Genomic DNA, 25,689 nt, shown 5'->3' on the forward strand with positions numbered 1-25,689 from the left:
TTGAGTGAGAAGAGTTTTCTGAATAGAGAAGTGCTTGAAGTAATCAAGGAGCAGTACGAGAATATTTTTTCCGCCGAGAAGAAGGTGGCGGCTTTCGTATTGCAGAATCCTCAGAAAGCAGTAGAGTGTAATGTTTCAGAACTTGCGAAGTACAGCAAAGTCAGCGACGCCACGGTTGTACGGATGTGCCACCATATCGGATATACAGGTTATTACCAGTTCAGGATTACTCTTGCGAGAGATGTAGGAAAGCAGCAGTATAACAGTATTGAAAGTATCGAAAGCAAGGACAGCGTTGAGGCGATGTTTGGAGAATTTGCCAAGGCGATGCTGGTCATTGGAAGAAGGCTTGACTTGGAAGTGATGCGGGGGTGCGTCAATCTGTTGAAGAGCTGTAAGGTCGCTCATATCATGGCGGTGGGGAATACGAGCCCGCTGGCGCAGTATATGGGATTTCGGCTGGGGCGACTGGGGATTAAGAGTACATACAATGTGGCGCCGGAGTATTTCCTGAACCATGTCAACCTGGCGGACGAAGGGGATATCCTGATTGCCATATCCCAGTCGGGTACGTCGCGGCAGGTGATTCAGGGAATGGAGCTTGGGAAGGAAAAAGGGCTCAAGATGATTGCCATTACGGCGGTTGGTCAGTCTCCGGTGTCTGATCTGGCAGATTATGTGCTGTTGTCCGCAGGGGTGGAAGGGTCGTTTAGTTATTATAAGGATTATGCTCATCTGAACGAGACTGCGATTATTGACGCTTTGCTCAACTTTGTCACCAACGAAGAACTTATTAAGACGAGAAATGCTGACAAACCGGAGATTATTTTGTCGGAATATAAGGTTTGATGGTTTTTAAAATGGAAGGAAAATATGAAACGTTCAAGGATTAATGAAGTGATTAAAGATATGGAAGCCCTGATAAAGGAACACGGATTCGAGATTCCTCCCTTTGCCAAATGGAGCGCGAAGGACTGGGAGAGCGTGGGGCATGAGTATGACGAGATAAGGGAGAACTGTCTTGGATGGGATATTACGGATTATGGGCTTGGGAATTTCGACAAGGTGGGATTCTCTCTGCTGACGATCCGCAATGGGAATCGGAAGAAACCAGAGAAGTATCCCAAGGCGTATGCGGAGAAGCTTCTTATGCTGTACGAGGGGCAGACGGCTCCCATGCATTTTCACTGGTATAAGATGGAGGATATTATTAACCGCGGGGGCAATGATATCTATATTACGGTGTATAATGGGGCAAAAGACGGTGAGATGCTGAATACGGATGTGACGGTGTATTCGGACGGCAAGGAAGAGGTTGTGCCGGCGGGGACGAAAGTGTTGTTGAAGCCGGGGCAGAGTATTACGATTATGCCTTATATGTACCACGACTTTATTGTGCCGGAGACAGGCGGTGCGGTGCTGCTCGGGGAAGTGTCGATGTGTAATGATGATGAGAATGACAATCGGTTTTATGAGCCGATTGGGCGCTTTCCGGAGATTGAGGAGGATGAAGAGCCTTACAGGCTGCTTTGTAATGAGTATCCGGCGAATGTCCTTTTGAGGACATAGAGAAGAGGAACCAGAATGAGTAATTCAAGTATCGCTCCATTTGTGAAATGGGCTGGCGGAAAACGCCAGCTGCTTCCACAGATAAAGGAGAGAATGCCTGAAACATATAATAACTATTATGAGCCGTTTGTCGGCGGCGGTGCGGTAACTTTTGAATTGCTTCCGGCAAATGCTCTGATAAACGATATCAACAAGGCATTGATAAATGCATATCAACAGATACGTAATGTACCGGATGCATTTCTCAAAGCTGTAAAGAAGCTTGATGCAGATATGAGGGAGGATGGAAAGGAATATTATTATTCCCTTAGGGAGCATTACAATTATAAACTGATGAAAGCAGAGTATGATGTAGAGTTGGCTGCATTATTTGTATTTATCAATAAGCACTGTTTTAATGGCTTGTATCGTGTAAATGCAAAAGGACTGTTCAATGTTCCATATAACAATAGCCGAAGCGCATCCGTTGACGAAAAAGTGATTATGGAGATTTCAGAATATCTGCAGGGAGTAACCATTATCGCTGGGGAATGGTAATAAAGGCTACAGAATAGATGTTGTAAGTGTTAAGCGCATGATTAATTCCGATGCATCCAACAGAGTTGGCGAAGAAGTGATTATATGCAATTATTAAAGGAGCCGGGATAATGGCATTACCTGTAAGGGTGGAAAGAAATAACATGGCAGAAAACAAATCCGCCGACAAACTTAGTATGTCGATGTTTCACACATTCTGCGTAAACCATTTTATGGGCAGAGAAGAATGAAAAGAAGTCTCGGCGCTTTTTTATGAGTGGTGGTGAATTTTACTGTATACACTTATTCTTCAAGCGCCTTCCGAAGTTCATCCATATTGGTATATCCCTTGACGTCAGGATCATAAGTTTTCATAAAGTTTTAGAGAAGTACAATGGACAAAAATCGCAGAGTAGAGTACTCTGCGATTTTTTTAAAATCAGCACATTTATTATAACCACCCAGGACACATAAATCAATACCTAATTTATTTTTGTAAAAATTTGGGTCATATCTCCTATAATTTCAATAGAAAAATCCAGAAATTGCAAGTTTAATTTCATGTTCAGGCAATAAATTCTACATTATTTATAATAATTATCTGCCAATTCACCGACAAAACAAGAGACAAAAAATCGCAGAGTACTCTACTCTACGAAAGAAGGGATTGTAATCTGGTACTTATTGACCTGTAAGGAACAGGAAGAACAGAAGATGGTGGCTTTGTGTAAAAAAACACTCTCCTCAAAAGCGATTCAAAACGTGTTTATTTTCACATATGACCAGTTGCGCCGATATAAAGGCGCATGGCATCTGGAACGTAAGCTGTTATTTCCGGCGCATGTATTTCTGGAAAGTGAAAATGAAAACATCTTACGAAAGGAACTTAGAAAAAGCAATATCACTGTAAAACAAAAAAATCGGCTGAGCAGAATGGATAAGGAAGAAGAACAAGTATTGAAAATACTGTGCGGCAGAGAGCATCATCTTCAAATGTCCAGAGGAATCATCGATAAAGGGATTCCCCATATAACAGAAGGCCCCCTGAAAGGAATGGAAAGCCGAATCTGCAAAATAGACCGGCACAAACGGTTAGCGAGGATTACAATAACCAAACGGCAAGATTACGGTTGGCTCCCGGCAGGATTAGAAATTACGGAGAAGGTCGTGTCATCTCGTTGGAGCGAATAGATGCCCCAGGGGTAAGCGTACTTCATAGGATATCAGGAATGCCTCTTGAAGCATTGGCGCTTGAGCGTATGAATGGTAGACATATAGATATTCACTGTGGCTGCATGATTGTGCTTATGCAGGTATGGATGGCGAAGCCATGTTAAGCTGTCACAAGACAGCGCGTAATTAATCTGAGGAAGGGAAAAGTATGTGGTACGTAATGCAGGTAGTCTCAGGGCAGGAAAATCGAACAATTTGTCTTGCGGAGAAAATGATTTCCGGAGAAATATTGGAAAATTGCTTTGTGCCAGTCCGTAGGCTTAGAAAGAAATTTCATGGGGTATGGCATGAAGTGACGGAGAAACTTTTCCCGGGCTACGTGTTCATGATTTCAGAACAGCCTCAGTTGTTATATGAAGAATTAAAACAGATTCCGGCATTGACCAGGCTGCTTGGAAGATGTGAGGAATATTTTATACCATTGTCAGAGAAGGATATGCGGTTGCTGGAAAAGCTTCAAAATGGAATGAATGACGGCCGGAATCCGGAAGCTGAGATATCTAGGATTGCTGTAGAAGAAGGAAACCAAATCCGGATTCTGTCAGGTCCACTGGTGAATCTGGAAGGGCAGATTAGGAAGGTAAATCTGCATAAACGGATTGCAGTGGTGGAAGTAGAGTTTATGGGGAATAAATCGGCGGTGCATCTGGGGGTGGAGATGGTAGGCAAGATAAGTGAAGAAAGTGTAAAGAGGGGACAAGTATGGAAAAACGTATGATTTCTTTTAGTCCGCCCGACATCTCCGATCTGGAGGTTGCTGAGGTTGTTGAAGCTCTCCGCTCTGGTTGGATAACAACGGGACCCAGGACTAAGATGCTGGAATGCCGGCTGGCTAGTTATATTAAGACAGGGCGTACAGATATTGACTGCAGGGGACAGGAAGCGATTGCTCTTTATAATCAAAAGGTTGTGTGTCTGAATTCAGCTACCGCTGCCGAAGAAATGAATTTAAGAATATTTGGTGTCGGTTCTGGTGACGAGGTGATTGTACCAGCCTATACATACACGGCATCCGCCTCCGCAGCTATCCACTGCGGGGCGACGGTCAGGTTTGTAGATATACAAAAGGATGGAGATAAGGCTACCCATATGCCGGAGATGGATTATAGTGTCCTGGAAGCGGCGATTAACGAGCATACGAAAGCAATCGTAGTCGTTGACCTTGGGGGGATTGTGGCGGATTATGACCGAGTGTATGAGATAGTAGAAGAGAAGTCTTCTCTGTTCAGGCCAAAAGAGTCTGATGGCACGCCGTTGGGAGATTTCACATCTAAGATTCAGAAAGGGCTTGGCCGAATTGCCGTTTTCGCTGACTGCGCCCACAGTCTCGGTGCAAGCCGTATTGTTTCCCATACCGGAGCCGGAGCGTTAAAATCGCCGGAGCGTAGATATTGCGGGGCGATTGCCGATTTCACTGATTTTTCATTCCATGCAGTAAAGAACTTTACGACAGCCGAGGGCGGGGCCAGTACGTGGTGTCTTCCGCAGAGTGTGTATGACATAGGTGTCGCTGACGGGGAAATATACCAGTTCTACCAGTTCTTATCCCTTCACGGTCAGAATAAAGATGCATTTTCTAAGACCATGATAGGAGCATGGGAATATGACGTCATCGGTCCTTGGTATAAGTGTAATATGACCGATATTATGGCTGCGATAGGACTGAAACAACTGGATCGATATTCCGGTATGCTCCGTCGCAGGAAAGAAATAATAGATGTGTATGATAGGGCTTGTGATGAGTTGGGGATTCGTCATCTGGCTCACCATGTAGATGGAATGGACTCATCTAACCATCTGTACATGATCCGTGTTCCGGAAGCAGATGAAGAAATGAGAAACCATATCATTGAATATATGGCGAAGCAAGGTGTGGTTGCGAACGTCCATTACAAACCGCTTCCTCTTATGACTGCCTATGGCAAGGACTGCAGTAAGTATCCAAATGCCTATGATTACTATAAGAATCTGATAACACTTCCTCTCCACACGCACCTGTCGGATGAGGATGCTGCGTACGTAGTTCAAACACTGAAAGCCGCTATAAGGGAAATGAACATATGTTGAAACAATGGAAAGACCTCCCGGATTTTATGAGGACTCCCGAGGTCCGTCCGTATTGGGAAATATTGAATAGAAAGCGCGGGCAGCTATTCGTGAAGCGTGTCTTTGATTTGGCGGCAGCAATCATTCTCCTGCTCATCCTGTTTCTGCCAATGCTCGTCATAGCAATCGCTATCAAGCTAGACTCGAACGGCCCCATTTTTTACCGTCAGGAACGTGTGACCAGCTATGGAAGGAGTTTTCACATTCATAAATTTCGTACGATGGTCGCTAACGCCGATAGGGTAGGGTCAGCGATAACGGTCAGTCATGATAATCGAATTACGAGAGTCGGCAGTAAGCTGCGCAGGCTTAGGCTGGATGAACTCCCGCAGGTTGTTGACGTGATTGAGGGAACGATGAGTTTCGTTGGAACAAGACCAGAGGTTGTGAAGTATGTGGAGAAGTATCGGCCAGAGTTTTATGCCACACTGCTAATGCCGGCAGGAATAACCAGTGAAGCCTCAATCCGATACAAGGATGAGGATAGATTGCTGGATGAGGCTGCTCATGTGGATGAAGCGTATGTAACACAGATTCTTCCATCAAAAATGGAATGGAATTTGGAGAGTATCAGACACTTTGGGATTTTGCGGGATATATTGACGATGCTCAGAACGATTACCGTCGTGCTGGGAAGAAAAGTATAAGTAAAGTAGGGAATAGCAATGAAGCCTGAAACAGTGTCATTGTGCGTAATAGCTTATAATGAAGAAACATTTCTCCCAAAACTCTTCAATGACTTCATTGGGCAGACTTATCCGCATGACAAAATAGAAGTGGTTTTGGTTGACGGAAAATCAACAGATCATACCCGACAAGTAATGAATCAGTTTGCAGAGAAATATGCCGATGAATTTCATGGGATAAGAATTACGGTTAATGAAAAGAGGGTTCAAGCGGCGGGATGGAATGTAGCGCTCATGACTTCAACATCGGATGTAATTATCAGAATTGACGCCCATACAAGCATTCCTCCTGATTTTGTAACACTGAATATGAGGAATCTCAAGGAAGGGGAGTTTGTCTCAGGAGGTGTACGGCCCTGTATCATAGAAAACAGAAGACTCTGGGGAAAAGCATTATTACAGACAGAAAATTCACTCTTTGGAAGCAGTATAAGTAAATCAAGAAATGGAATCAAAAAAGAATATGTAAAGTCGATGTTCCATGGGGCATATAGAAGAGAAGTCTTCGCAGAAGTTGGCGGATTCAATGAGAATTTGCTGCGTACCGAAGACAATGAGATTCATTACCGTATAAGAAGTGCAGGCTACAATCTCTGCTTTGATCCAAGCATCACTTCGTACCAATATGCGAGAAATACTTTGAGAAAAATGATAAAGCAGAAATATGGAAACGGTTACTGGATTGGTCTGACTATCGGAGTGTGCAGAGAATGTATTTCACTATATCATCTGGTTCCGGCTGCATTCGTTCTGGGAATTGTGATTACATCATACGTATGGTTCATTGGCACATGGCAGCTTGCCGCTCTAATGTGGGGGATGTATCTTGCTTTTGGGGCGCTTAGCGCTGTGATGGCAATAAAACAAGAAGGCTTTAATCCATTTTTTATGGCGATGCCGTTTTTGTTTTTATTGCTGCATCTAAGCTATGGTATGGGAACATGGATCGGCATTCTGAGGATGCCCTTTATGAAGAATAAACTAAGCGACTGCGATATGATCGACATCGTGAAAGAATCATTAAGAAAATGATGGAAAATGACAAGGAGGAATTCTAAATGGAAGAGTTGTCACTGAGAGAAGTGCAAAAGATTGAATTAGAATTACTCTTAAAATTTGATTCAATCTGCCAAAAGAACCATATGAGATATTCCTTAGGCGGTGGAAGTCTCCTTGGAGCAATCAGACACAAAGGATTTATTCCCTGGGATGACGATATTGACGTGATGATGCCCAGGCCAGATTATGAAAGGTTTCTTCAATATTGCCAGGAAAATGAAGTCGGTTTCAATCTGCTCACATATAACACGGTTAAGGGTTATCATGGACTATTTGCAAAAATCTGGGACCCGAAAACCATAATTCGTGATGATGTTATGGCGATGACAGTTGAAATAGGAGTTAATATAGATATTTTTCCACTAGAAGGCCTTGGAAATAGTGAACAGGAAGCGTTAAGGATATTTAAGAAGACTTCTTGGAATAGAGAAATACTGAACGCCGTATTGTGGAAACGATATTTCCGAAGCAAAACACACAGCATATTGGTAGAACCCATAAGATTTGCTATGTTCGTATTAAGCAGATTTGTAGATCCTGAAAAGATTCTTTGCAAGGTCGATGAAGAAAACTTGCGGAATCCATTTGTATGTTCTGCTTACGCTGGCTGTGTGTGCGGTTCTTATAGAGAACAAGAAATTATGACAAAAGAAACATTTGAGAATTACTGTGATCTTGACTTTGAGGGATATAAACTCAAAGGGATTCAGAATTATGATGAATATCTTTCAAAGCACTATGGAGATTATATGAAGCTCCCACCAAAAGAAAAGCAAGAAACACACCATACATATAAGGCTTTCAGAAGATAAGGGAGTACGGCAAGGACACGATTATGAATATAGCGATTATTTTCGCTGGGGGTACAGGTCAGCGAATGAATACGAAAACAAAGCCCAAACAATTTCTGGAACTTCACGGGAAACCAATCATAATCTACACTTTGGAAGATTTTGAACAGCACGAACTGATTGATGCAATCATCGTGGTATGTGTAGAAGGATGGATCGACTATTGTCATAGTATGATTGATAAGTTCCATATCAGCAAGGTGAAGGCTGTCATCCCTGGGGGTGAGACAGGCTTGCTTTCAAGGTATGAAGGTGTTAAGAAGGCGGCAGAAATGTATCCGGAGAATACAGTGTGCCTTATGCACGACGGTGTAAGGCCGCTTATTGACCATGAGACAATTACCAAAAATATAGAGTCGGTTGAAAAATATGGGTCTGCTGTAACCGTAGCGCCCGCTGTTGAAACCATCGCTGTGCGTGGATCTGATAATAAGGTAGGCGAAATAATTGACAGAAGTAAGTGCCAGATGGCGAAAGCGCCGCAGTCATTCAGGCTTGGCGTACTGCTTAGAGCGCATCAGGTTGCAATTAATTCTGGGATGAAGGACTGTATTGATACCGCCTATTTAATGCAGTTGAGCGGACATGACGTCTATACGGTAGAGGGGTCGGCTGAAAATATTAAGATTACAACAGCGACGGACTTCTATACATTTCGGGCGCTGATGGATATAAGAGAAAATTCGCAGATATTCGGAGTATGATGATGAAAAAGGTTCAGATTGAGGATTGTCAAAATATTGGCAATTTAGACTTCATAGATTGGGAGCAGTTTCGGGATTCGACAATTCTTATCACGGGAGCGACTGGACTTATCGGTTCCAATCTTGTGAACGCGATTGCGTATAACAGCCGGCAGAAAGGGTTAGATATGAAACTAATTTTGCCGGTCAGAAATATAGATGCCGCAGATATGCTTTTCGGTTGGACCAAAGCCGAGATTATTCCATATATCCTTGGAACAGAGCTAAAGATTGAGAAAGAAGCTGAGTATATTGTTCACTTGGCAAGTCCTACAAGCTCGAAGTTTTTTTCTGAAAAGCCTGTAGACACTATGGTCACAAATATGGAAGGGATAAAAGCATTATTGGAGTGGGCCGTAAAGCATCCGGTAAAGAAGTTCATAAATCTTTCCACTATGGAGGTCTATGGATTTCCGAAAAAAGGACATAAAGTAAAAGAGAATGAGCTTGGTTCATTTGATCCGATGAATTCCCGCAATAGTTATCCAATTGCTAAGCTTGCCTGCGAGGCGCTATGTAATAGTTATCATAGTCAGTTTGGTGTGCCTGCAGTGACGCTTAGAGCAACACAGACATTTGGACCCGGTGTGAAATATGACGATGGAAGAGTGTTTGCTCAGTTTATGCGATGTGCAATTGAAAAGAAAGAAATCGTTTTAAAATCAGATGGTCTGACAGAAAGATCGTACTTATATACTGCGGATGCCGTATCTGCAATTCTAGTTTCAATGATAAAAGCTAAGGCTGGAGAGTCCTATACAGTCGCCAATCCTGATACCTATTGTTCTATCAAGGAAATGGCGCAAATGATGGGCGAAAAGGTAGTCTTTGATATTGCTAAAGACATTACGACGCTTGGGTATGCGGAAACCTTATTCATGGATTTAGATGTTAGAAAAATGGAAGGACTTGGATGGAGCCCAAAGGTGGATTTACAGAAGATGTTCAAGAGGATGATTAGAGGAATTGGGGAAGATGAATAAAGCAGCGGTTCTGATGAGTACTTATAATGGAGAAAAATACCTGAGAGAACAAATAGATAGTATTTTTGCTCAAGAAGAGGTGGAAATTCATTTATACATTCGTGATGATGGTTCCAAAGATTCGAGCTTAGAGATTATTCATCGTTATTTATCCGAACATTTCAATATTACTTTGATAAACGGCTCTAATATAGGCGTTGGAAATAGTTTTATGACGATTCTAAAGAGTGCGGGCAGCACATGTGATTTTTATTGCTTCGCGGATCAGGATGATATTTGGATGCCCAATAAGCTAAGAATGGCGATAAAACAATTATCTGCAAGTAATATTCCCCAATGTTATTGCTCGAATCAGGCGTTAGTAGATAAAGACGGGAACCCCTTGGGCATTCGGCACAAGAATCCGGTTCATACAAATTATATGCAAGTTCTATGCAATAACTGCATGACAGGCTGCACTATGGTATGGAATCGAAGGTTACAGGAAATTTTAATAGAAGAGAAACGTTTCCCCTCCCATGATTTGTTAAAAAAACGGATACATGACGTATGGGTAGCAATGGTGGCGGCAACCGTAGGAGAAGTCTGTTATGATAATCATGCATATATTTATTATCGGCAGCACGAGGACAATGTTGTTGGAGTAAAAGATGCTATCGCCGTAAAAGAGTGGGTCAGGAAAATGAATCATGCGGAATTACGTAATGGAAGAAGTGTACTGGCTTATGAGATTGTTACAAAATTTAGAGATCTTATTGGAAGTAAAAAAATTTTGAACCGATTAGAAGCATATGCGAATTATCGAAATAGCATTTCAAAAAAAGTAAATCTATTGCATGATATGGAGATTTGTGAATACTCAGGCGAGTCTCACTTTATGCTGAGAATTAAGATATTACTGAATTTATTTTAAACTTTGATTAATCTGGAGCAATAGGATGATATATGTAATATTGGTTGTATTTATTTTGGCATTTGCCTGCTATTTTTCAATAACCAGGAGTTTTATCTCACCTTTTTCATTATTGCTGATTGCATTTATAATGTCATTATCAATCATTGTATCCAATATGGAAAATTGGCAGGTGGAAATGAATCCCCGTTTCCCGATTTATATTTTTACAGCCATAACGGCGTTCGCAATAGGCTGTATGATGGCAAATGTCATATCTGACCGCAGTGTCATACATAGTGGAAGCAGAGGTGTTTTAAAAACAAATGGTGGTGAAAGATTAGGATACTCAAAATTCATATTTTTTCTAGCGCCTGCTGTTTGTACGGTTTTATTTGTTTTTATGTCTATTGATCTGGGGCATTCTGGCGGAAGTGGCAATACAATCTTTAGATCCATATACGAGGCGTCTTACGAAAACAGTTCAAATTTTTTGCTGCATCAATTACGTGAAATCGTTGTTGCTATAGCAGAAATAAGTATCATGAAAATATTTGTATATAAATATGAAAATAAAATCAGAATACCCAAAGGATTATTGATACCAAGTATGTGTTTTGCAGTCTGTACCCTGTTTTCTACTGACAGAAATATTTTTTTAAGATTCATAATATTTGCGCTTTGTATATGGATTTTTTTTAAGATGTCTTCTGGTGAGAGAAGTGTGCAATCTACCAATAGACAAATATTGAAAAGGACTGTTTTAATTTTAGTTATCGCTGTAGGGCTGTTCTATCTTCTTGGGAAAACTAAAAGCTATACATCGAACCTTGAACGTACGATTGGTATCTATGGCGGTTCGGGATTATATAATTTCAACCTATGTTTAGAACAACTGGAAAATGCAGACTTGCAGTATGGGAAAGAAACTTTTTCACAATTAATCCGTACGCTGCAGGTGTTCGGCATTGACTTATGGGATGAATTATCTAACAGGGCCGGATTGGGCATGGTGGTTTTCAGATCCCCCAACGGCTATGTTTACGCATCAAATGTATATTCGGCATTGACGCCATATGTAATAGATTTTGGGTTGATTGGGAACATAATTTTTCCGTTGGTTCTTGGATTCTTTTTTAGAAAAATATATATTTCTGCATTGAGAAAAGGGTCTCTATATTCATGGGGAATATATGCAATGCTCGTTTATGCAATTGTGTATTTCCCTATAGCCGAACAGTTCTTTATGAGATTTCATCTTGGATTAGTATATGAAATAGGATGGTTTTCAATCATCTATTTCTTAGTGTTCGGTGGCAAAAAGGTTAAGGTAAAAATAGGATGAATCTGGCATTATCGGTAATAATTCCTGTTTACAATTCGAGTGAATACATTCAGGAATGTATAACGTCAATATTGGATACAGGATTGAAAAGTATGGAAATTATCCTGATTGATGATGGCTCAAAGGATCATTCGTATGATATTTGCAGAGCATTGTCCAAGCAGGATAAACGTATCTCGGTTTACAAAAAGAAAAACGGCGGCAGCGCTTCCGCTCGGAATCTTGGTATGGTTATGGCAAAAGGAACGTATATAAGTTTTGTAGATAGTGATGATACGGTTGAGGCGGTACAATATGCAAAGGCGTTTGAAGAGGTAATTACGGCTGAGTATGATTTAGGATGTATGAATATTATATTGGGCAAGAACATTGTATCGTCCAAGCCGAGAGATGATAATATATGGAGACAATTTATAGACGAACCAGTATATATGCATAGTTTGTGCAACAAATTTTTTAAACATACTTTGATAGAGGAACTAAAACTTGATGAGGATTTGGTTGTATGTGAAGATATGCTTTTTTGCGCAAAAGCTTTTATCAAAGCAAAAAATATAGGGTATATGAACCGAAATGGTTACAGATACCGCATGGTCGAGAGTTCTGTCACACATTCCACTGACAATGTTAAAAAATCGGTTGACGATAGGAAAGCCGCAAAACGAATAGCTGAATATTATTGTAAGTCCGGAACAGATAACGAATTCAAACGGTTCATTTGCTTTAGACATCAAATCGCCGCTCTTAGATATTTAACGGAGGTGGATGTGTTCAGTCCAAATGAGTACCGAAAATGTGTACTCAACAACAAATCATATGGTGACTTAAAATATTTAAGACATCGAATGTTGTGTTGGTGCGCGAATAACAAAATGGATTGGGTTCCGGTACTACATATGATGTTGAAGAAGAGAAAGAATAAGTTGAAAATTGGCAGTAAAGGGGGATTATGATGAAGATTTATGCTTATTATCTGCCCCAATATCACGAAATTCCGGAAAACGATGAATGGTGGGGAAAAGGATTTACGGAATGGAGAAATGTAAAGGCTGCAATTCCCCTATATAAAGGTCACCACCAGCCTCGCATCCCATATCATGAGAATTATTACAATTTGTTAGACAAGAATACTGTTGAATGGCAGACTTCTTTAATGAAGAAATATCATGTAGACGGTCTGGTCTACTATCATTATTATTTTAGAGGAAAACTTTTACTGGAAAAACCAGCAGAAAACCTCTTGAAATGGAAAGATATAGACCAAAAGTTTTTCTTTTGTTGGGCGAATCACCCATGGATTCGCTCCTGGGAAGGTAAAAAAGAAACGATTATGCCGCTGGATTACGGCAACGAGGAAGATTGGGAGAAACATTTTAGGTATCTCTTGCAATTCTTCAAAGATATCAGATATGAGAAGAAAGATAATAAGCCGCTTTTCTGTATATTTAAGAGTGAATTTACTGAAAAAAACAGGATGTTTACATATTTTAATAAGCGATGTAAAGAAGAAGGATTTGATGGCATTTATTTGATAGAAACATTTTCTGGTGAAATATCATTAGATTCTTTTCTTCAAAACTTATGGCCTGAAACCAACAAAGTTGTTTTCAGGGAGCCGGCAATTCAGACGTTTGCTTGGAAAAATTACAATCATTCTTATTACGCGCGCGGCAAGCGAAAATTATTAAATATTCTGAGGAATCATAATATATACAGAAAACCAGCTATCTATGATGGAAACAAACTGATGAAGCAAAAAATAAATTGTTACAAAAAAAATGAACTGGAAATTCCATGCGTTTGGTTTGAATGGGATAATACCCCAAGACATAAGCAAAGGGGATATGTTATTACACCGTATGATAAAGGATTGTTCCGTATTTTTATGGATTGTATATCAGAAAAGGAATATCTGTTTATTAATGCATGGAATGAGTGGGCAGAGGGCATGATGCTTGAGCCTACGAAAAAAGATGGATGCAAGTATTTAGAATGGATAAGAGAATGGAGAAATGGGAATGAAAATAGGTCTGTTGGGATTTGAACTAGAATCTCCTAATAAAGGGTGTGAAGCCCTTTCTTACGCATTTATAGATTTCTTACAGGCAAATAGAAAAGAGGGGAATTTGACGATATATGTATTAGATTCAGAATGCTGTGGCGAATTCCCCAAGTATTTTCCAGATATTGATTTTATCCCTGTACCTCTAAGGATTAAGGAGCCTAGACTTAGATGGATTAGAGCGATTGCAAAATGTGACTTTGTATTTGATATTACCATGGGAGATAGTTTCTCTGATATTTACTCAAAAGAATATTGCATGGGTTTGATAAAACGTAAATGGGCAGCAGAGCTGCTCAATCGGAGATACATATTGATGCCGCAGACATATGGTCCTTTCGTTGATGATGTAATCAGAAAAAGAGCGATTCAAATCATTACGAAAGCATATAAAGTGTTTTCCAGAGATAAAGTATCTATAGAATATTTGAGAAAATTAGGAGTGAAGAAAGACATTACAGAATGTATTGATCTTGCATTTATGCTTCCATATGATAAAACTAGATATACGGTGGATAGAGCCAGGAAAAATCTTGGAATTAATATATCTGGTTTGTTGTGGAAAGGCGGATTTAACAGTGATAACCAATTTGGCTTAACTATTAATTACAGGAAGTACATACGCACAATTATAGAGACATATGTGGATTGTACAGAATGGAATGTTCACTTAATTCCCCATGTTATAGATTTGAACCCTAAAGCACATGATGACGATTACTTAACTTTGAAGGCTTTGCACGCTGAATTCCCTAAAACACTGTTATCACCAATTTTTACAAATCCAATTGATGCTAAAAGTTATATCGCAAATATGGATTGCTTTATTGGAGCTAGAATGCATTCGGCTATCGCGGCCTTTTCATCAGGCGTAGCCGCAATACCAGTAACGTATAGCCGTAAATTTGAGGGATTATTTAATACATTAAATTATCCTTACTTAATTCATGGAAAAGAATATGACACTGACCTTGCAATTAAGAAGACCGTCGAATATGTAAATAATTACCAACTGCTTTATGGGAAAATTCAAGAAACAGAATTTCTCATCGAAGAAAAGGTGAAACAACTGAAAAAAAGATTGAAATATATTATAGATGGAGTATAGAAAATAAAGATGGGATTTATTAGTAAAATTAAAAGATTCAAATCGGCAATAAGGTTTGGAGGTTATAACGAGATTAAGATATCGAAGATTGACTATGCTCATTGTCTGGACGGAAAGAATATATTAATTACTGGCGCTTCTGGCGGGATAGGATATGAAATTGCTAAAAAGTGCTGTTCTTGCGGAGCAAGTGTAATTATTACAGGTAGAAATGAAGAAAAGTTGAAAAAGGCTAAGGAGACGATTGGAACGTCTATAGACTATTTACAATGGGATATAACCGATATAGACTCTTTAAAAAATAAGCTTGAAATAGTTTTGCTTATGTTTGATGGGAAGATCGATTGTTTGGTTAATAACGCAGGATTACAGCCGCATGAATTTTTCCCCAATGTGAGTGAAAAAGAGTGGAATGTAATATATGATACAAATAGTAAAGGTCTTTTTTTCTTGACTCAGGAGCTTTGCAGACATTGGAGCGGCCAAAAAGCAAATATTTATACCCGAGGGCATACCGTAATGCATGCCCCTTGCGGGGCGGATGGACTCCGTCCGTTAAAGTATAGGAAGGTAATAAACATAGATTCTCAGGGGGGATTCGTTGGAGCGGCGTACCCATACAGAATGGTCAAATGGGACATAAGAGGTTTGACGAGAGGCTTGGGTTTAAAATTAGCAAAAGATGGGGTACTGGTAAATGCAATAGCGCCAGGAATTGTTAAGACTGGAATGCAGCCGTTTTCTTTAGAACAAGGAAATAATACTTATTGCGCTCAGAATCCTTTGAATAGAATATGCCTTCCCGAAGAAGTTGCGGAAATGGCTGTGTTTATGATAAGTGATGCATGTAATTTTTTGGTAGGACAAACCATACTGATGGATGGAGGATACTCACTAAAGTGAGCATAATGTAATGAATAATATTAAAAACATTGAACTGATTGTACATTCTCTCAAGGTACATAACATTGATCAAATTGTAATTAGTCCGGGTGGAACGAATCAAGTTTTTGCAAAAGCGGTACAAGACGATTCTTTTTTTACCTGCTATTCAGTTGTTGATGAAAGAAGTGCGATTTATTTTGCAATTGGGTTATATCTTCAACTGAGGAAACCAATCGTGGCATCTTGCACAAGTGCGCAGGCTACACGGAATTATATTCCTGGTCTTACAGAAGGGTTTTATAAAAAGATTCCGATTCTTGCAATTACTATGTCTAAACATCCCAGATTCCTATTTCAGGAATATATGCAGGCGCCGAATCAGGCGTCGCTTCCGAATGACTGTGTCAAACACTCATACATACTTCCTTGTATTGCGGATGAAAACGATATTCTTTATTCGTCACGGCAGATCGATGAATCAATCCTCGAGCTGACGCATAACGGCAACGGTCCTGTGCAGCTTTGCGTTCCGTGGCTTGACTTCCCATTGAAATCAACAGAGCCTGACATAAAGACAATTAGGAGAATCGGAATAAATGAAATAGGAAAGCTTGATATTGAAAAGAAAAGAATATTAGTTTGTATTGGAGAACATTTGCCATTTTGTAACGAATTTGTCTCAGAGTTGGAGAAATTTTGTGAAAGAAACGACGTTGTGGTTTATACGAACCATCTATCGAACTACCATGGGAAATATACGATTCAAGGGAATTTACCATTACTGGTAATAGATTTTAAAGTATTTATGGAAAATCTAAAACCGGACATATTAATTACGATTGGCGGACAAACAGGGGATTATCCTTTTTATAATCTTTTCTCAAGAAATGATATTCAAGGAGTTGAACACTGGAGAGTGTCCATAGACGGTGATATAGTTGATACCTATGATAAGTTGACTCTGGTTATTCAGGCTGATGAGCAGGAATTTTTTGAAAAGCTCAATGCGTTAGAAGTGAAAGAGCCGCCAGCACATAACTTTTACAAAAGATGGTCTGAATATTTTTGTTCAATTAAAACAGATATCAATGTACCATTTTCTGCTGTTTCAATTGCACAGACACTTTCAAAAAAAATACCAAAGAATTCTATACTGCAATTTTCTATTCTAAATAGCCTGAGAATATGGAATATGTTTCATATAGATCCTTCAATAGAATGCTATTCTAATGTCGGAGCTTTTGGAATTGATGGAGGCATGTCAACACTTATTGGACAAAGTGTGGTTACTGACAAAATGTCTTTTTTGATTATTGGAGATTTAGCTTTCTTATATGATTTAAATTCTATTAGTATACGTCATATAAAGAACAATTTAAAAATATTGGTCGTAAATAACGCCGGAGGAGTTGAGTTCAAGCTCTGGGGTGGAAACTTAAAAAGTATTGACAGATACATTGCTGCTTCAGGGCATTTTAAAAATGCAGAGGGATGGGCAAAAACATGTGGATTTAAATATATTACAGCAAAGACAAAAAAGGAATTTGAAGAAAGAACAGATGCGTTTATTATGGAATCTTCTTATCCTGTTCTGCTAGAAGCATTTGTTTCAGATACAGATGAAAGTGAAGCATATTCCAATATGATTACAGGCAATAAGTCCCTGACAATTAAGGATAAGGCAAAATTTGCAATTAAACGGATGATAAGATAGGGCAAAGTATGAATGAAAAGAAAAAAACATTGACAAATCTGACGGTTGGTGTTGTTACCCAGCTCATCGTTATAGCGTTGGGTCTCATTGTTCCAAGAATTGTTTTAGTCAATTATGGATCGGATACAAATGGTTTAATCAACACGATTGGGCAGATTTTTACATATATGGCGCTTCTTGAAGCTGGAATTTCGGTATCAGCAAGAAATGCTTTTTATAAACCAATCAAGGAAAAAGATAGAGACGATATTTCGTTTGTGGCTTCGCTTGCAAGAAAATATTACAAAAGAGTATCGTTTGTGTATTTGTTGACGGTTATTTTGCTTTCGTTTTTACTTCCTTTCATATTGAAAACTTCTGTTCCCTATTGGACTATCTGTATCTATACTCTCTTTGAAGGGCTGACATCTGTAGTTACGTTCTATTTTATAAATACTTGGATCACATTTCTTAGAGCTAAAGGATGTTCCTATATTATTAATATTTTTTCACTTATAAGCCGGATTCTCTGTTATGGTGTTAAGATGGCGCTTTCTTTGCGCTCTGTGAATATCGCATTTATTCAGTTTGGGTACTTCGTAGTTTCGCTCATCCAACTTGTACTCTACTATTTATATATGAAAAATAAATTTGGGTGGATAAACTATAATGTTGACACTGGAGATGCAATATTACCTGATAAAAATGCGAATTTGATTTCTGAGATTGCATGGGTCGTGTTTTCTTCGACGGATATGATTGTTCTTTCGATTTTTGTTTCGACATCAGCATCAAGTGTGTATTCCATATACAATATGGTGTTTGTCGCTTTGCAGGGTCTTTTAAACTCTGTGTACTCATCTATTAATTACCATCTTGGTTTGGAGTATAATAGTGGTAATATTGACAGATATATTAAATTACATGATTCATTTATGAGCGTATTTGTAGGAAGCATATCAATCTTAATGTCAGTATGTTACTTTTTAATTATACCTTTTGTGAATTTATACACAAGCGGCGTGAATGACACGAATTATATTTATGATTTTTTGCCCCTTTTGTTCTGCCTGGTTCAAATTCTTTCTTGGAGCAGATATGTAACGGGAAACTTGATAGGCATATCATTCAGGCAAAAACCTGCAGTTAAAGTTAATATAGCAGAAGCAATGATTAATTTATTATTATCATTGATTTTGGTCTGGAAAATGGGAATAGAGGGTGTTTTGTCAGCAACGGTAGTTGCGCTTCCTTTAAAAGTGATCTACTGCACATACATTTCTGATATTGTAATACTAAAAAGAAAACCTATGAAAACAGTTTCTATACTTGGAATTAATTATTTCTTGTTTTTCGTTTACGTATTGCTTTATAGATTTATCAACATTAAAATTAGCAATTATTTTCAGTTTTTCGTAAGTGGGCTATTTATTACTTTATTTGTTGGAATAAGTTTCATCTTAGCTAATCTCCTTGTCAATCAAGACGCTATTGAAATGATTAAATCGATAAAGCATAGATAATTTCCAAACCTGTGAAACAAGAAATTGAATTTGCCAGTCCCTCTCCTGTAGGGAGAGGGGATTCTTATAATATCAGGTGGCGGTTCAATTTTCTGTCAAATAAAACAAAGTTTTCTCCCGCCGTACCTGAATTAGAGCAATTTACACCGAAAACTTCTTGAAAATATTCCTTGTACGGACAGCAATCACCAACGAAACAGCGCCTGAAAATAAAATCACAGCATATTCAAACCCTTTACAAATCTCAAACAGGACGCCATACAACGCATTGCCTAAGGGCTGCGCACACATCGAAACGGTAAATATAACCGCAATCACCTTCCCAATCAAATTCTGCGGAGTTTCCGCCTGTATAAACGACATCATTTGCACGGTAAGAACCGTTGAAAATACCATAATTGTAAAACAACATACAGTTATAACGATGTAGTTAATCATTCCAGATGAAAACAATATCAATGACGCCGCAATCGGAAACACGCTCGCCGCACAGGAAATCACCAGATTCCCCGCTTTACGGACTTCCAGCCTGTTTGCAAAAATACCTGCGCCGATACCGCCGGAAAGTCCTCCTGCCGCCAACGCCCCTTCTGCAAAACCATAAAGCCTGTTCGCCTGCGCGGCTTCTAAATCGAATACTTCCGTTACCAGATATGGCAGTGCGACCGTAATCATGGAGGCTAAGAATAAATTAATCCCGCAGATTACAAGAAGGGTTTTTCCGATTACCGGTTTCTCTATCCGGATAAACCGGATACTTTCCGCAAAATCATTTTTTGCCGTCTTCAAAATACCGCCCTTCAAAGACTGTTTCCGGAACGGTATTTGAATGAAAATCTCCATGACCGCCGATATAAAAAAACATACCATGCAAACCCACAATACAGGCTTTAAACCATATGTACTGTATAAAATACCTCCAAGCACAGGCCCGATTAGCGAAGCAAAAGAACTTATGGTATTGATAACAGAATTAGCCGCTATAAAATGTTCTTGGCTGGTAAGCGCAGGAATACTTGCCTGTACGGACGGCTGATATGCGCCCGCAATGCCGTATAAAAGCATTAACGTAACCGTCAGAAGCAAAATGATATTTTCCCCGTCCATAAGCAGGGAAAATGTCAGGATTACCGCCGCAGTAAAGAAATCCAATATTACCATAATATTTCTCTTATTGACCCTGTCCGCGACAATTCCCCCAACCGGGGAAAGCAGAATAGCAGGAATAAAAGCGCACGCGGTAACGGTTCCGTAGAGCGCAGACGAGCCGGTCAGATTCAATAAGTATAAGGGTAACGCAAACCGGACTGCAGCGTTGCCAAAGAGTGATATAATCTGACCAACGACGACTAAGGTGAAATCTTTTGAAAATAGTTTTTGATTCATTTTCTAACCCTCCATTTTATTTGCTCTTTTGGTAAATAGCTGTCAGTTCCTGTAATCTTTCTAACATTTCATCGTCTATGATATCGAGTCCGAATCCCTGCATCATCTGGCTGAAAACCATAAACTTACGGTGGGATTCTTCCTCGGTGCTGTCGAATATCATAGGATTCATCCAGACATTAGCCGCAAGTAAAATCAGTTCGGCAAGTTGTTCCGGATAATCCGTTTCGATAGAACCGTCTGAAATTCCCTGCCTAATAATGGGCAAAATATAATCAGGCGCCACATTATCAACGGTGTCATGCAAAAGGCTGAAAAGAAGCTTAGGATTATTATGGAAATCTGGGGCTACCGTGAAAATGTCATTCTGTACGCGGCGGGAGATGGACTCTTTAAAAATTGTTTTCAGCTTTTCTTTGCCGTTTAAGTCTGGACGGTCACGGATTACGGTAAGCAGTTGGTTCGATTCAGCCGTCATCCTGTCTGTAACGGCTAATAAAATGTCTTCCTTTGACTTAAAATGATGGTAGATAGCGCCTTTGCTGAGTCCACCTAATTGATTGATGATATCCTGGATGGAAGTATGCTCGTAACCTTTTTCCATAAATAGACGGAAAGAGACAGATAATATTCGATTGACGGTTTCTTCCGGGTGCTTATTTCGTGCCATTGCTTTTACCTCTTATACATACTTTTGGTATGTTTGCATGTTAACATACCGTTGGTATGTTTGTCAAGGAGTTTGTTGATTTTGTGAAGAGGAGTTTGGGAAATATATCTCCAAATAGTGCAAAGATATCCGATTCTATGCAAACACCAATCCATAAAACAGGCTAAAATACATTCAAACAGCAAATATGGATTTTGGAGGTATACATTTTATGAAGATTTACGTCAACGCCGCCGCCCCCAAGCAGGGAAACGGCAGAAAAGAGACCCCATTTAAACACATCAACGACGCGGCAAAAGCAGCAAGACCCGGCGACGAAGTCATTGTGGCGCCGGGAATCTACCGCGAATCTGTAGACCCAATATATGCCGGAACAGAAGACGCCCGCATCACCTACCGCAGCGAAACCCCATTAGGCGCAGTCATCACAGGCGCAGAGCCGGCCACAGGATGGCTCCGCCACCAAGACAACGTCTGGGTATACCGTATCGATAACGGCGTCTTCGGAAACTACAATCCATACACCACATTCGTAGGCGGCGACTGGTATTTTGCCCCAGTGGTACGGCATACAGGAGCTGTCTATTTAAACGACCGCCAGCTCTACGAGACAGAGTCTTTAGAAGAATGCATCAAAGGCGAAGTGTATCCGCCGTCATGGGAGCCAGAGTGGTCTGTGTACAAATGGTATACCGAGCAGGACGGCAATGAAACGGTTATCTACGCAAATTTCCAGGGAAAAGACCCCAACCAGGAAAAGGTAGAAATCAACGTCAGGAGAAACTGCTTCATGCCCTCAAAGACAGGGGTAGGTTACATTACTTTCAGCGGTTTCACGGTAAATAAAGCCGCCACAACATGGGCTCCCCCAGCCGCGTATCAGGACGGCATGATTGGCCCCCATTGGTCAAAAGGCTGGATCATCGAAGACTGCGATATCAGTAACAGCAAATGCAGCGGAATTTCTCTGGGAAAATACTATGACGAGGAAAACGACCATTATTTCACAAGAAAGAAGGTAAAAAGCCCGACCCAGATGGAGCGCGACGCAGTCTGCCGCGGACAGTACCACGGCTGGACAAAGGAAACGGTAGGAAGCCACATCGTAAGGCGCTGCCATATCCACCACTGCGAGCAGACCGGTATCGTTGGACGTATGGGATGCGTGTTCAGCCTGATTGAGGATAACCACATCCACCATATCAACAATATGCAGCAGTTAGGCGGCGCAGAGATTTCAGGAATCAAGCTTCACGCTGCCATTGACGTAGTAATGCGCCGGAACCATATTCATCACTCCACCATGGGGATTTGGACAGACTGGGAAGCACAAGGGACACGTATCTCCCAGAACCTTCTCCACGATAACCACTCGCCGGAGGGAACGCCGATGGCAGAAGGGGCAATGTGCAGCCAGGATATTTTCGTGGAAGTAAGCCATGGACCGACGTTGATAGATAATAATATCATGCTTTCCCGTGCGGCAGTCCGCTTTGCGACCGAAGGCGTTGCGTGCGTACATAACCTGATGCTGGGCTCATTTACAATGGTAGGGGCAGGAACCGACCACTCCGAAGAAGTTGAGGCAGGAAGAGAGCCGCGTTACACGCCATACCATATCCAACACCGTACAGAAGTGGCAGGTTTTATGACAATCCTTCACGGAGACGACCGTATTTACAACAATATCTTCATCCAGAATTACCAGCCCATGGAGGACGCCAAAGAAGCGAAGAAATTCGGATTCGATAATCAGGTGGCAGGAACCGAGATTTTCAATGAGTATCCTACCTATGACGAATGGATTGCCAACTTCGAGATGGATAAGCCGGCAAATATGTTCAAATTAATGGAGCATCATTTCGGGCATTTGCCAGTATGGATTAACGGAAATGCATACTTTAACGGTGCGAAAGCCTTCAAGAAGGAAACGTCTAATCTGGTGGATGATAAGAATCAGGCGACGGTAGAACTGGAAGAAAGGGACGGAGAATATTTCTTAAAGACCAACGTGTATGACCTGATGGAAGGATTCAAGGCGGGTATTATTAACAGCGATATCCTTGGATATGCATTTGAGCCAGAGCAGAGGTTTGAGAATCCGGACGGGACAGAGATCATATTTACGGAAGATTATCTCGGCGGACACCGCGGTGTATCAGCGGTTCCGGGACCATTCGTATCGAAGGAGGATGCTGCGAAGAGAATCTGGTAGCCGAACAAAAGGGACGAGCAGGAAGCGATTGCTTTTTGCCCGTCTTTTTCATTCTAAAGCCATGCTTGACATGTGTTCGCAGAATTGTTATATATAATGTGTAATTTGTAAAAACAGACGAAGACAAAGAGATAGAAAGCAGCCGCAATGAAAAGACAGATTTTGTTAAGAACAATCGTAATGCTGACCCAATTGCCCATTTATTTATATGATAAATATGGGACTAAGATAGAAACATATGAGATTGTGCCAAGGAAAATCCCCACGTATGAATATACGCTTATTCAGGAAACCCTCCAAAAACTTTCTGCCAAAGACTTTGCCGTTACGGATTACGGAGAGGGACTTCCGGTTAAGATGTACGGCTTAAAGGGAACGGAATACGATTACCTGCTTGGGCCGTTTGCATATGGGGCGTTGGACTCTGATAAAATTAGGAATTACATGAGGAGGAACCATATCGAGGATTTCCCAAGGGTGCAGTTAAGGGTGAGTCTTTTAGCGGCGAATCTGGTTCTGAATATCTTATCAGACGGAGAGGGACTGCCGGCAGGCGATGGCATCGATTTGTTGGAAAGCTGCCTGGAGGAGGACGAAGATATCCGGATGTATTCTCTGGTAGACGAAGAACTGAGGCAGAGCGACGCCTTCCAGTCCAACCATACGCAGGCAGATGAGAATGTCCTGTATCGGCATATCGAACAGGGGAATGTGGAATATTTGAAGAAAAATTACGACCTCCTCTACCTGCCCCATCCTGTGATACTGGGGGACATTCTTAGGAATGAGGAATACATGGCGGTAATCGGGATTTCTCTGGCGTCAAGGGCGGCAATCCGGGGAGGGCTGACGTCCAAAGAAGGGTTTCTGGTCAATGACATTTATCTAAAGCGGCTTTCAGCATGCAAAAATGTGACGCAGATTTATGATTTAGTAAAGGAAGTACATATATACTGCGCTTCACAGGTCAGGAAGAAACAGCAGTCCGGCATGACCAACCAGTATGTAGAGCGGTGCAAGAAACTGATTATATCCAGAAGGCTTGAAACGATTGATTTGGGAAATCTTGCAGAGGAGGTAGGAATCTCCAAGGAGTATCTGTCCAAATTATTCAAGCAGCATGAAGGGATTCCGGTAGTAGAATATATCCTGAATATTAAGGTGGAAGCGGCTTGTAATATGCTGCAATATTCAGACAGACAGGTGCAGGAGATTGCGGATTATCTGAGTTTCGGGAGCTTGAGCTATTTCAGCCGGATTTTTAAGAAGAAGACGGGAATGTCGCCGCAGCAGTACCGTAAGGAGATGAATTCCTGAAGACGAAAGAAAACACATTCTTCATCCAAGGACAGGAATCTCAATCTGCACAATATAATCCTCAATCCGGTCAATGACATTTTCATTTATCCCCATTTCATAAGAAAACCCATGAAGCGTCAGGCTATGCGCCCTTGCATAGCCTAGAATCGCCTGATACCGTTCGGGTATCCGCTCCCATTCTCCCTTGTGGAACGCCCGCAGGTATTTCCCGCCGGGCATAATATGAAGCCCCGCCTGGTAATCCAGAAATGGTATCTCAATAAAGAGTTTCGTATAATCGTCAAAATTCCCATTCTGCAGGCTGGAAACAGGAATCATAGACCCATAGGACGCTTCATGGAGACGCCCAAGCCGGTACTTCTCCGTCTCGGCGGTAATCAGTTCCACCTCTTCCTCAAAGGAAGTGTCCTTCTGAATATCCACCGTGACCAGACACCGCGCCTCCTTCTCAACGATACTGATTTCAGACAAGTCCATGGTCAGCAAGGTATCCATATTCCTGCAATGGGTACATAGCGTCGTCCTAAGCGCCTGTAAATGGCTCGTCTGCATATCAAGGTCGTTTATTTTTTCCTCCAAAAGACGTTTTAACCTCTGGGCAGATCGGTTTCTCATAAATTCCTGAATTTCGCTGATGGAAACATCCAGTTCCCGCAGCAGAAGTATCGTCTCCAAAACCGGGCTTTGCCGGTAATTATAACAACGGTATCCATTTTCCGGATTGACGGCGGCAGGCTTGAACAGCCCAATCTCATCATACCACATCAAAGTTTTCTTATTGAGTCCGTGCATGGCGGCAAACTGCCCGATTGTGAGAAAATTACTTTTTCTTTCCACAAGTTAC

The 25,689-nt window shown here is 40.8% G+C and carries 23 protein-coding genes and 2 pseudogenes; 22 read left to right on the top strand and 3 right to left on the bottom strand.

Features of this window, described 5'->3' with window-relative positions:
- The 20 genes and pseudogenes from AC6I3O_RS06365 to AC6I3O_RS06460 all read left to right on the top strand — a co-directional run bounded on the left by AC6I3O_RS06365 (position 1) and on the right by AC6I3O_RS06460 (position 19,254).
- Positions 1 to 849, top strand: a complete 849-nt coding sequence (locus AC6I3O_RS06365) for a MurR/RpiR family transcriptional regulator (protein WP_497850151.1) — start codon at positions 1 to 3, stop codon at positions 847 to 849.
- Between the two features lie 24 nt (positions 850 to 873).
- Positions 874 to 1,569, top strand: coding sequence for a D-lyxose/D-mannose family sugar isomerase (locus AC6I3O_RS06370; RefSeq protein WP_497850152.1), 696 nt, complete (start codon positions 874 to 876; stop codon positions 1,567 to 1,569).
- 15 nt (positions 1,570 to 1,584) lie between these two features.
- Positions 1,585 to 2,203, top strand: a pseudogene (locus tag AC6I3O_RS06375) (DNA adenine methylase).
- 41 nt (positions 2,204 to 2,244) lie between these two features.
- Positions 2,245 to 2,373, top strand: a pseudogene (locus AC6I3O_RS06380) (site-specific DNA-methyltransferase); the annotation flags it as partial.
- 426 nt (positions 2,374 to 2,799) lie between these two features.
- Positions 2,800 to 3,276, top strand: coding sequence for a hypothetical protein (locus AC6I3O_RS06385; RefSeq protein WP_497850153.1), 477 nt, complete (start codon positions 2,800 to 2,802; stop codon positions 3,274 to 3,276).
- A 190-nt stretch (positions 3,277 to 3,466) separates the two neighbouring features.
- Entirely contained in the window at positions 3,467 to 4,036 is a 570-nt protein-coding gene (gene loaP, locus AC6I3O_RS06390) for an antiterminator LoaP (protein WP_497850154.1), read from the top strand.
- On the top strand, positions 4,021 to 5,385 hold the full coding sequence (locus tag AC6I3O_RS06395; protein WP_497850155.1) for a DegT/DnrJ/EryC1/StrS family aminotransferase: 1,365 nt from the start codon (positions 4,021 to 4,023) through the stop codon (positions 5,383 to 5,385). Before loaP ends, AC6I3O_RS06395 begins: the two co-directional genes overlap by 16 nt.
- On the top strand, positions 5,379 to 6,071 hold the full coding sequence (locus AC6I3O_RS06400) for a sugar transferase (RefSeq protein ID WP_497850156.1): 693 nt from the start codon (positions 5,379 to 5,381) through the stop codon (positions 6,069 to 6,071). Before AC6I3O_RS06395 ends, AC6I3O_RS06400 begins: the two co-directional genes overlap by 7 nt.
- An 18-nt stretch (positions 6,072 to 6,089) precedes the next feature.
- Positions 6,090 to 7,142: a glycosyltransferase family 2 protein gene (locus AC6I3O_RS06405; RefSeq protein WP_497850157.1), complete on the top strand. Its 1,053-nt coding sequence runs from the start codon at positions 6,090 to 6,092 to the stop codon at positions 7,140 to 7,142.
- 26 nt (positions 7,143 to 7,168) lie between these two features.
- On the top strand, positions 7,169 to 7,981 hold the full coding sequence (locus AC6I3O_RS06410) for a LicD family protein (protein WP_497850158.1): 813 nt from the start codon (positions 7,169 to 7,171) through the stop codon (positions 7,979 to 7,981).
- Between the two features lie 23 nt (positions 7,982 to 8,004).
- A complete protein-coding gene (locus AC6I3O_RS06415) occupies positions 8,005 to 8,724 on the top strand; it encodes an IspD/TarI family cytidylyltransferase (protein WP_497850159.1) in 720 nt (239 codons plus the stop codon).
- A complete protein-coding gene (locus tag AC6I3O_RS06420) occupies positions 8,721 to 9,746 on the top strand; it encodes an NAD-dependent epimerase/dehydratase family protein (RefSeq protein ID WP_497850160.1) in 1,026 nt (341 codons plus the stop codon). The genes AC6I3O_RS06415 and AC6I3O_RS06420 overlap by 4 nt, the downstream gene beginning before the upstream one ends.
- Positions 9,739 to 10,659 carry a glycosyltransferase family 2 protein gene (locus AC6I3O_RS06425; protein WP_497850161.1) on the top strand — a complete coding sequence of 307 codons (921 nt, stop codon included), beginning with the start codon at positions 9,739 to 9,741 and terminating at the stop codon, positions 10,657 to 10,659. The genes AC6I3O_RS06420 and AC6I3O_RS06425 overlap by 8 nt, the downstream gene beginning before the upstream one ends.
- A 25-nt stretch (positions 10,660 to 10,684) precedes the next feature.
- Positions 10,685 to 11,983 (top strand): O-antigen polymerase, encoded by a 1,299-nt coding sequence (locus AC6I3O_RS06430; protein WP_497850162.1) that lies wholly within the window; start codon positions 10,685 to 10,687, stop codon positions 11,981 to 11,983.
- Complete coding sequence (locus tag AC6I3O_RS06435) at positions 11,980 to 12,936, top strand: glycosyltransferase family 2 protein (RefSeq protein ID WP_497850163.1); 957 nt, start codon at positions 11,980 to 11,982, stop codon at positions 12,934 to 12,936. Before AC6I3O_RS06430 ends, AC6I3O_RS06435 begins: the two co-directional genes overlap by 4 nt.
- Positions 12,936 to 14,027, top strand: a complete 1,092-nt coding sequence (locus AC6I3O_RS06440; RefSeq protein WP_497850164.1) for a glycosyltransferase WbsX family protein — start codon at positions 12,936 to 12,938, stop codon at positions 14,025 to 14,027. Before AC6I3O_RS06435 ends, AC6I3O_RS06440 begins: the two co-directional genes overlap by 1 nt.
- A complete protein-coding gene (locus tag AC6I3O_RS06445) occupies positions 13,996 to 15,153 on the top strand; it encodes a polysaccharide pyruvyl transferase family protein (protein ID WP_497850165.1) in 1,158 nt (385 codons plus the stop codon). The genes AC6I3O_RS06440 and AC6I3O_RS06445 overlap by 32 nt, the downstream gene beginning before the upstream one ends.
- A 9-nt stretch (positions 15,154 to 15,162) precedes the next feature.
- Complete coding sequence (locus AC6I3O_RS06450) at positions 15,163 to 16,056, top strand: SDR family NAD(P)-dependent oxidoreductase (protein ID WP_497850166.1); 894 nt, start codon at positions 15,163 to 15,165, stop codon at positions 16,054 to 16,056.
- 10 nt (positions 16,057 to 16,066) lie between these two features.
- A complete protein-coding gene (locus AC6I3O_RS06455) occupies positions 16,067 to 17,752 on the top strand; it encodes a thiamine pyrophosphate-binding protein (protein ID WP_497850167.1) in 1,686 nt (561 codons plus the stop codon).
- Between the two features lie 8 nt (positions 17,753 to 17,760).
- Entirely contained in the window at positions 17,761 to 19,254 is a 1,494-nt protein-coding gene (locus AC6I3O_RS06460; protein WP_497850168.1) for a lipopolysaccharide biosynthesis protein, read from the top strand.
- A 141-nt stretch (positions 19,255 to 19,395) separates the two neighbouring features.
- On the opposite strand, the gene AC6I3O_RS06465 is transcribed toward AC6I3O_RS06460, so the two are convergent.
- Together AC6I3O_RS06465 and AC6I3O_RS06470 are read right to left on the bottom strand one after the other, a co-directional pair.
- The gene (locus tag AC6I3O_RS06465; RefSeq protein WP_497850169.1) at positions 19,396 to 20,640 is read right to left on the bottom strand and encodes an MFS transporter; all 1,245 of its coding nucleotides are present in this window, start codon (positions 20,638 to 20,640) and stop codon (positions 19,396 to 19,398) included.
- Between the two features lie 16 nt (positions 20,641 to 20,656).
- The gene (locus AC6I3O_RS06470) at positions 20,657 to 21,310 is read right to left on the bottom strand and encodes a TetR/AcrR family transcriptional regulator (RefSeq protein ID WP_497850170.1); all 654 of its coding nucleotides are present in this window, start codon (positions 21,308 to 21,310) and stop codon (positions 20,657 to 20,659) included.
- A 211-nt stretch (positions 21,311 to 21,521) separates the two neighbouring features.
- Between AC6I3O_RS06470 and AC6I3O_RS06475 the strand changes: the two genes are divergently transcribed.
- Both AC6I3O_RS06475 and AC6I3O_RS06480 read left to right on the top strand, forming a co-directional pair.
- A complete protein-coding gene (locus tag AC6I3O_RS06475; RefSeq protein WP_497850171.1) occupies positions 21,522 to 23,525 on the top strand; it encodes a right-handed parallel beta-helix repeat-containing protein in 2,004 nt (667 codons plus the stop codon).
- Between the two features lie 147 nt (positions 23,526 to 23,672).
- Positions 23,673 to 24,842 (top strand): AraC family transcriptional regulator, encoded by a 1,170-nt coding sequence (locus AC6I3O_RS06480; RefSeq protein ID WP_497850172.1) that lies wholly within the window; start codon positions 23,673 to 23,675, stop codon positions 24,840 to 24,842.
- 21 nt (positions 24,843 to 24,863) lie between these two features.
- On the opposite strand, the gene AC6I3O_RS06485 is transcribed toward AC6I3O_RS06480, so the two are convergent.
- Positions 24,864 to 25,682, bottom strand: coding sequence for a MerR family transcriptional regulator (locus tag AC6I3O_RS06485; RefSeq protein WP_497850173.1), 819 nt, complete (start codon positions 25,680 to 25,682; stop codon positions 24,864 to 24,866).
- Positions 25,683 to 25,689: the final 7 nt, after the last annotated feature.

The organism is Sporofaciens sp. St.21A7, from assembly GCF_059728535.1.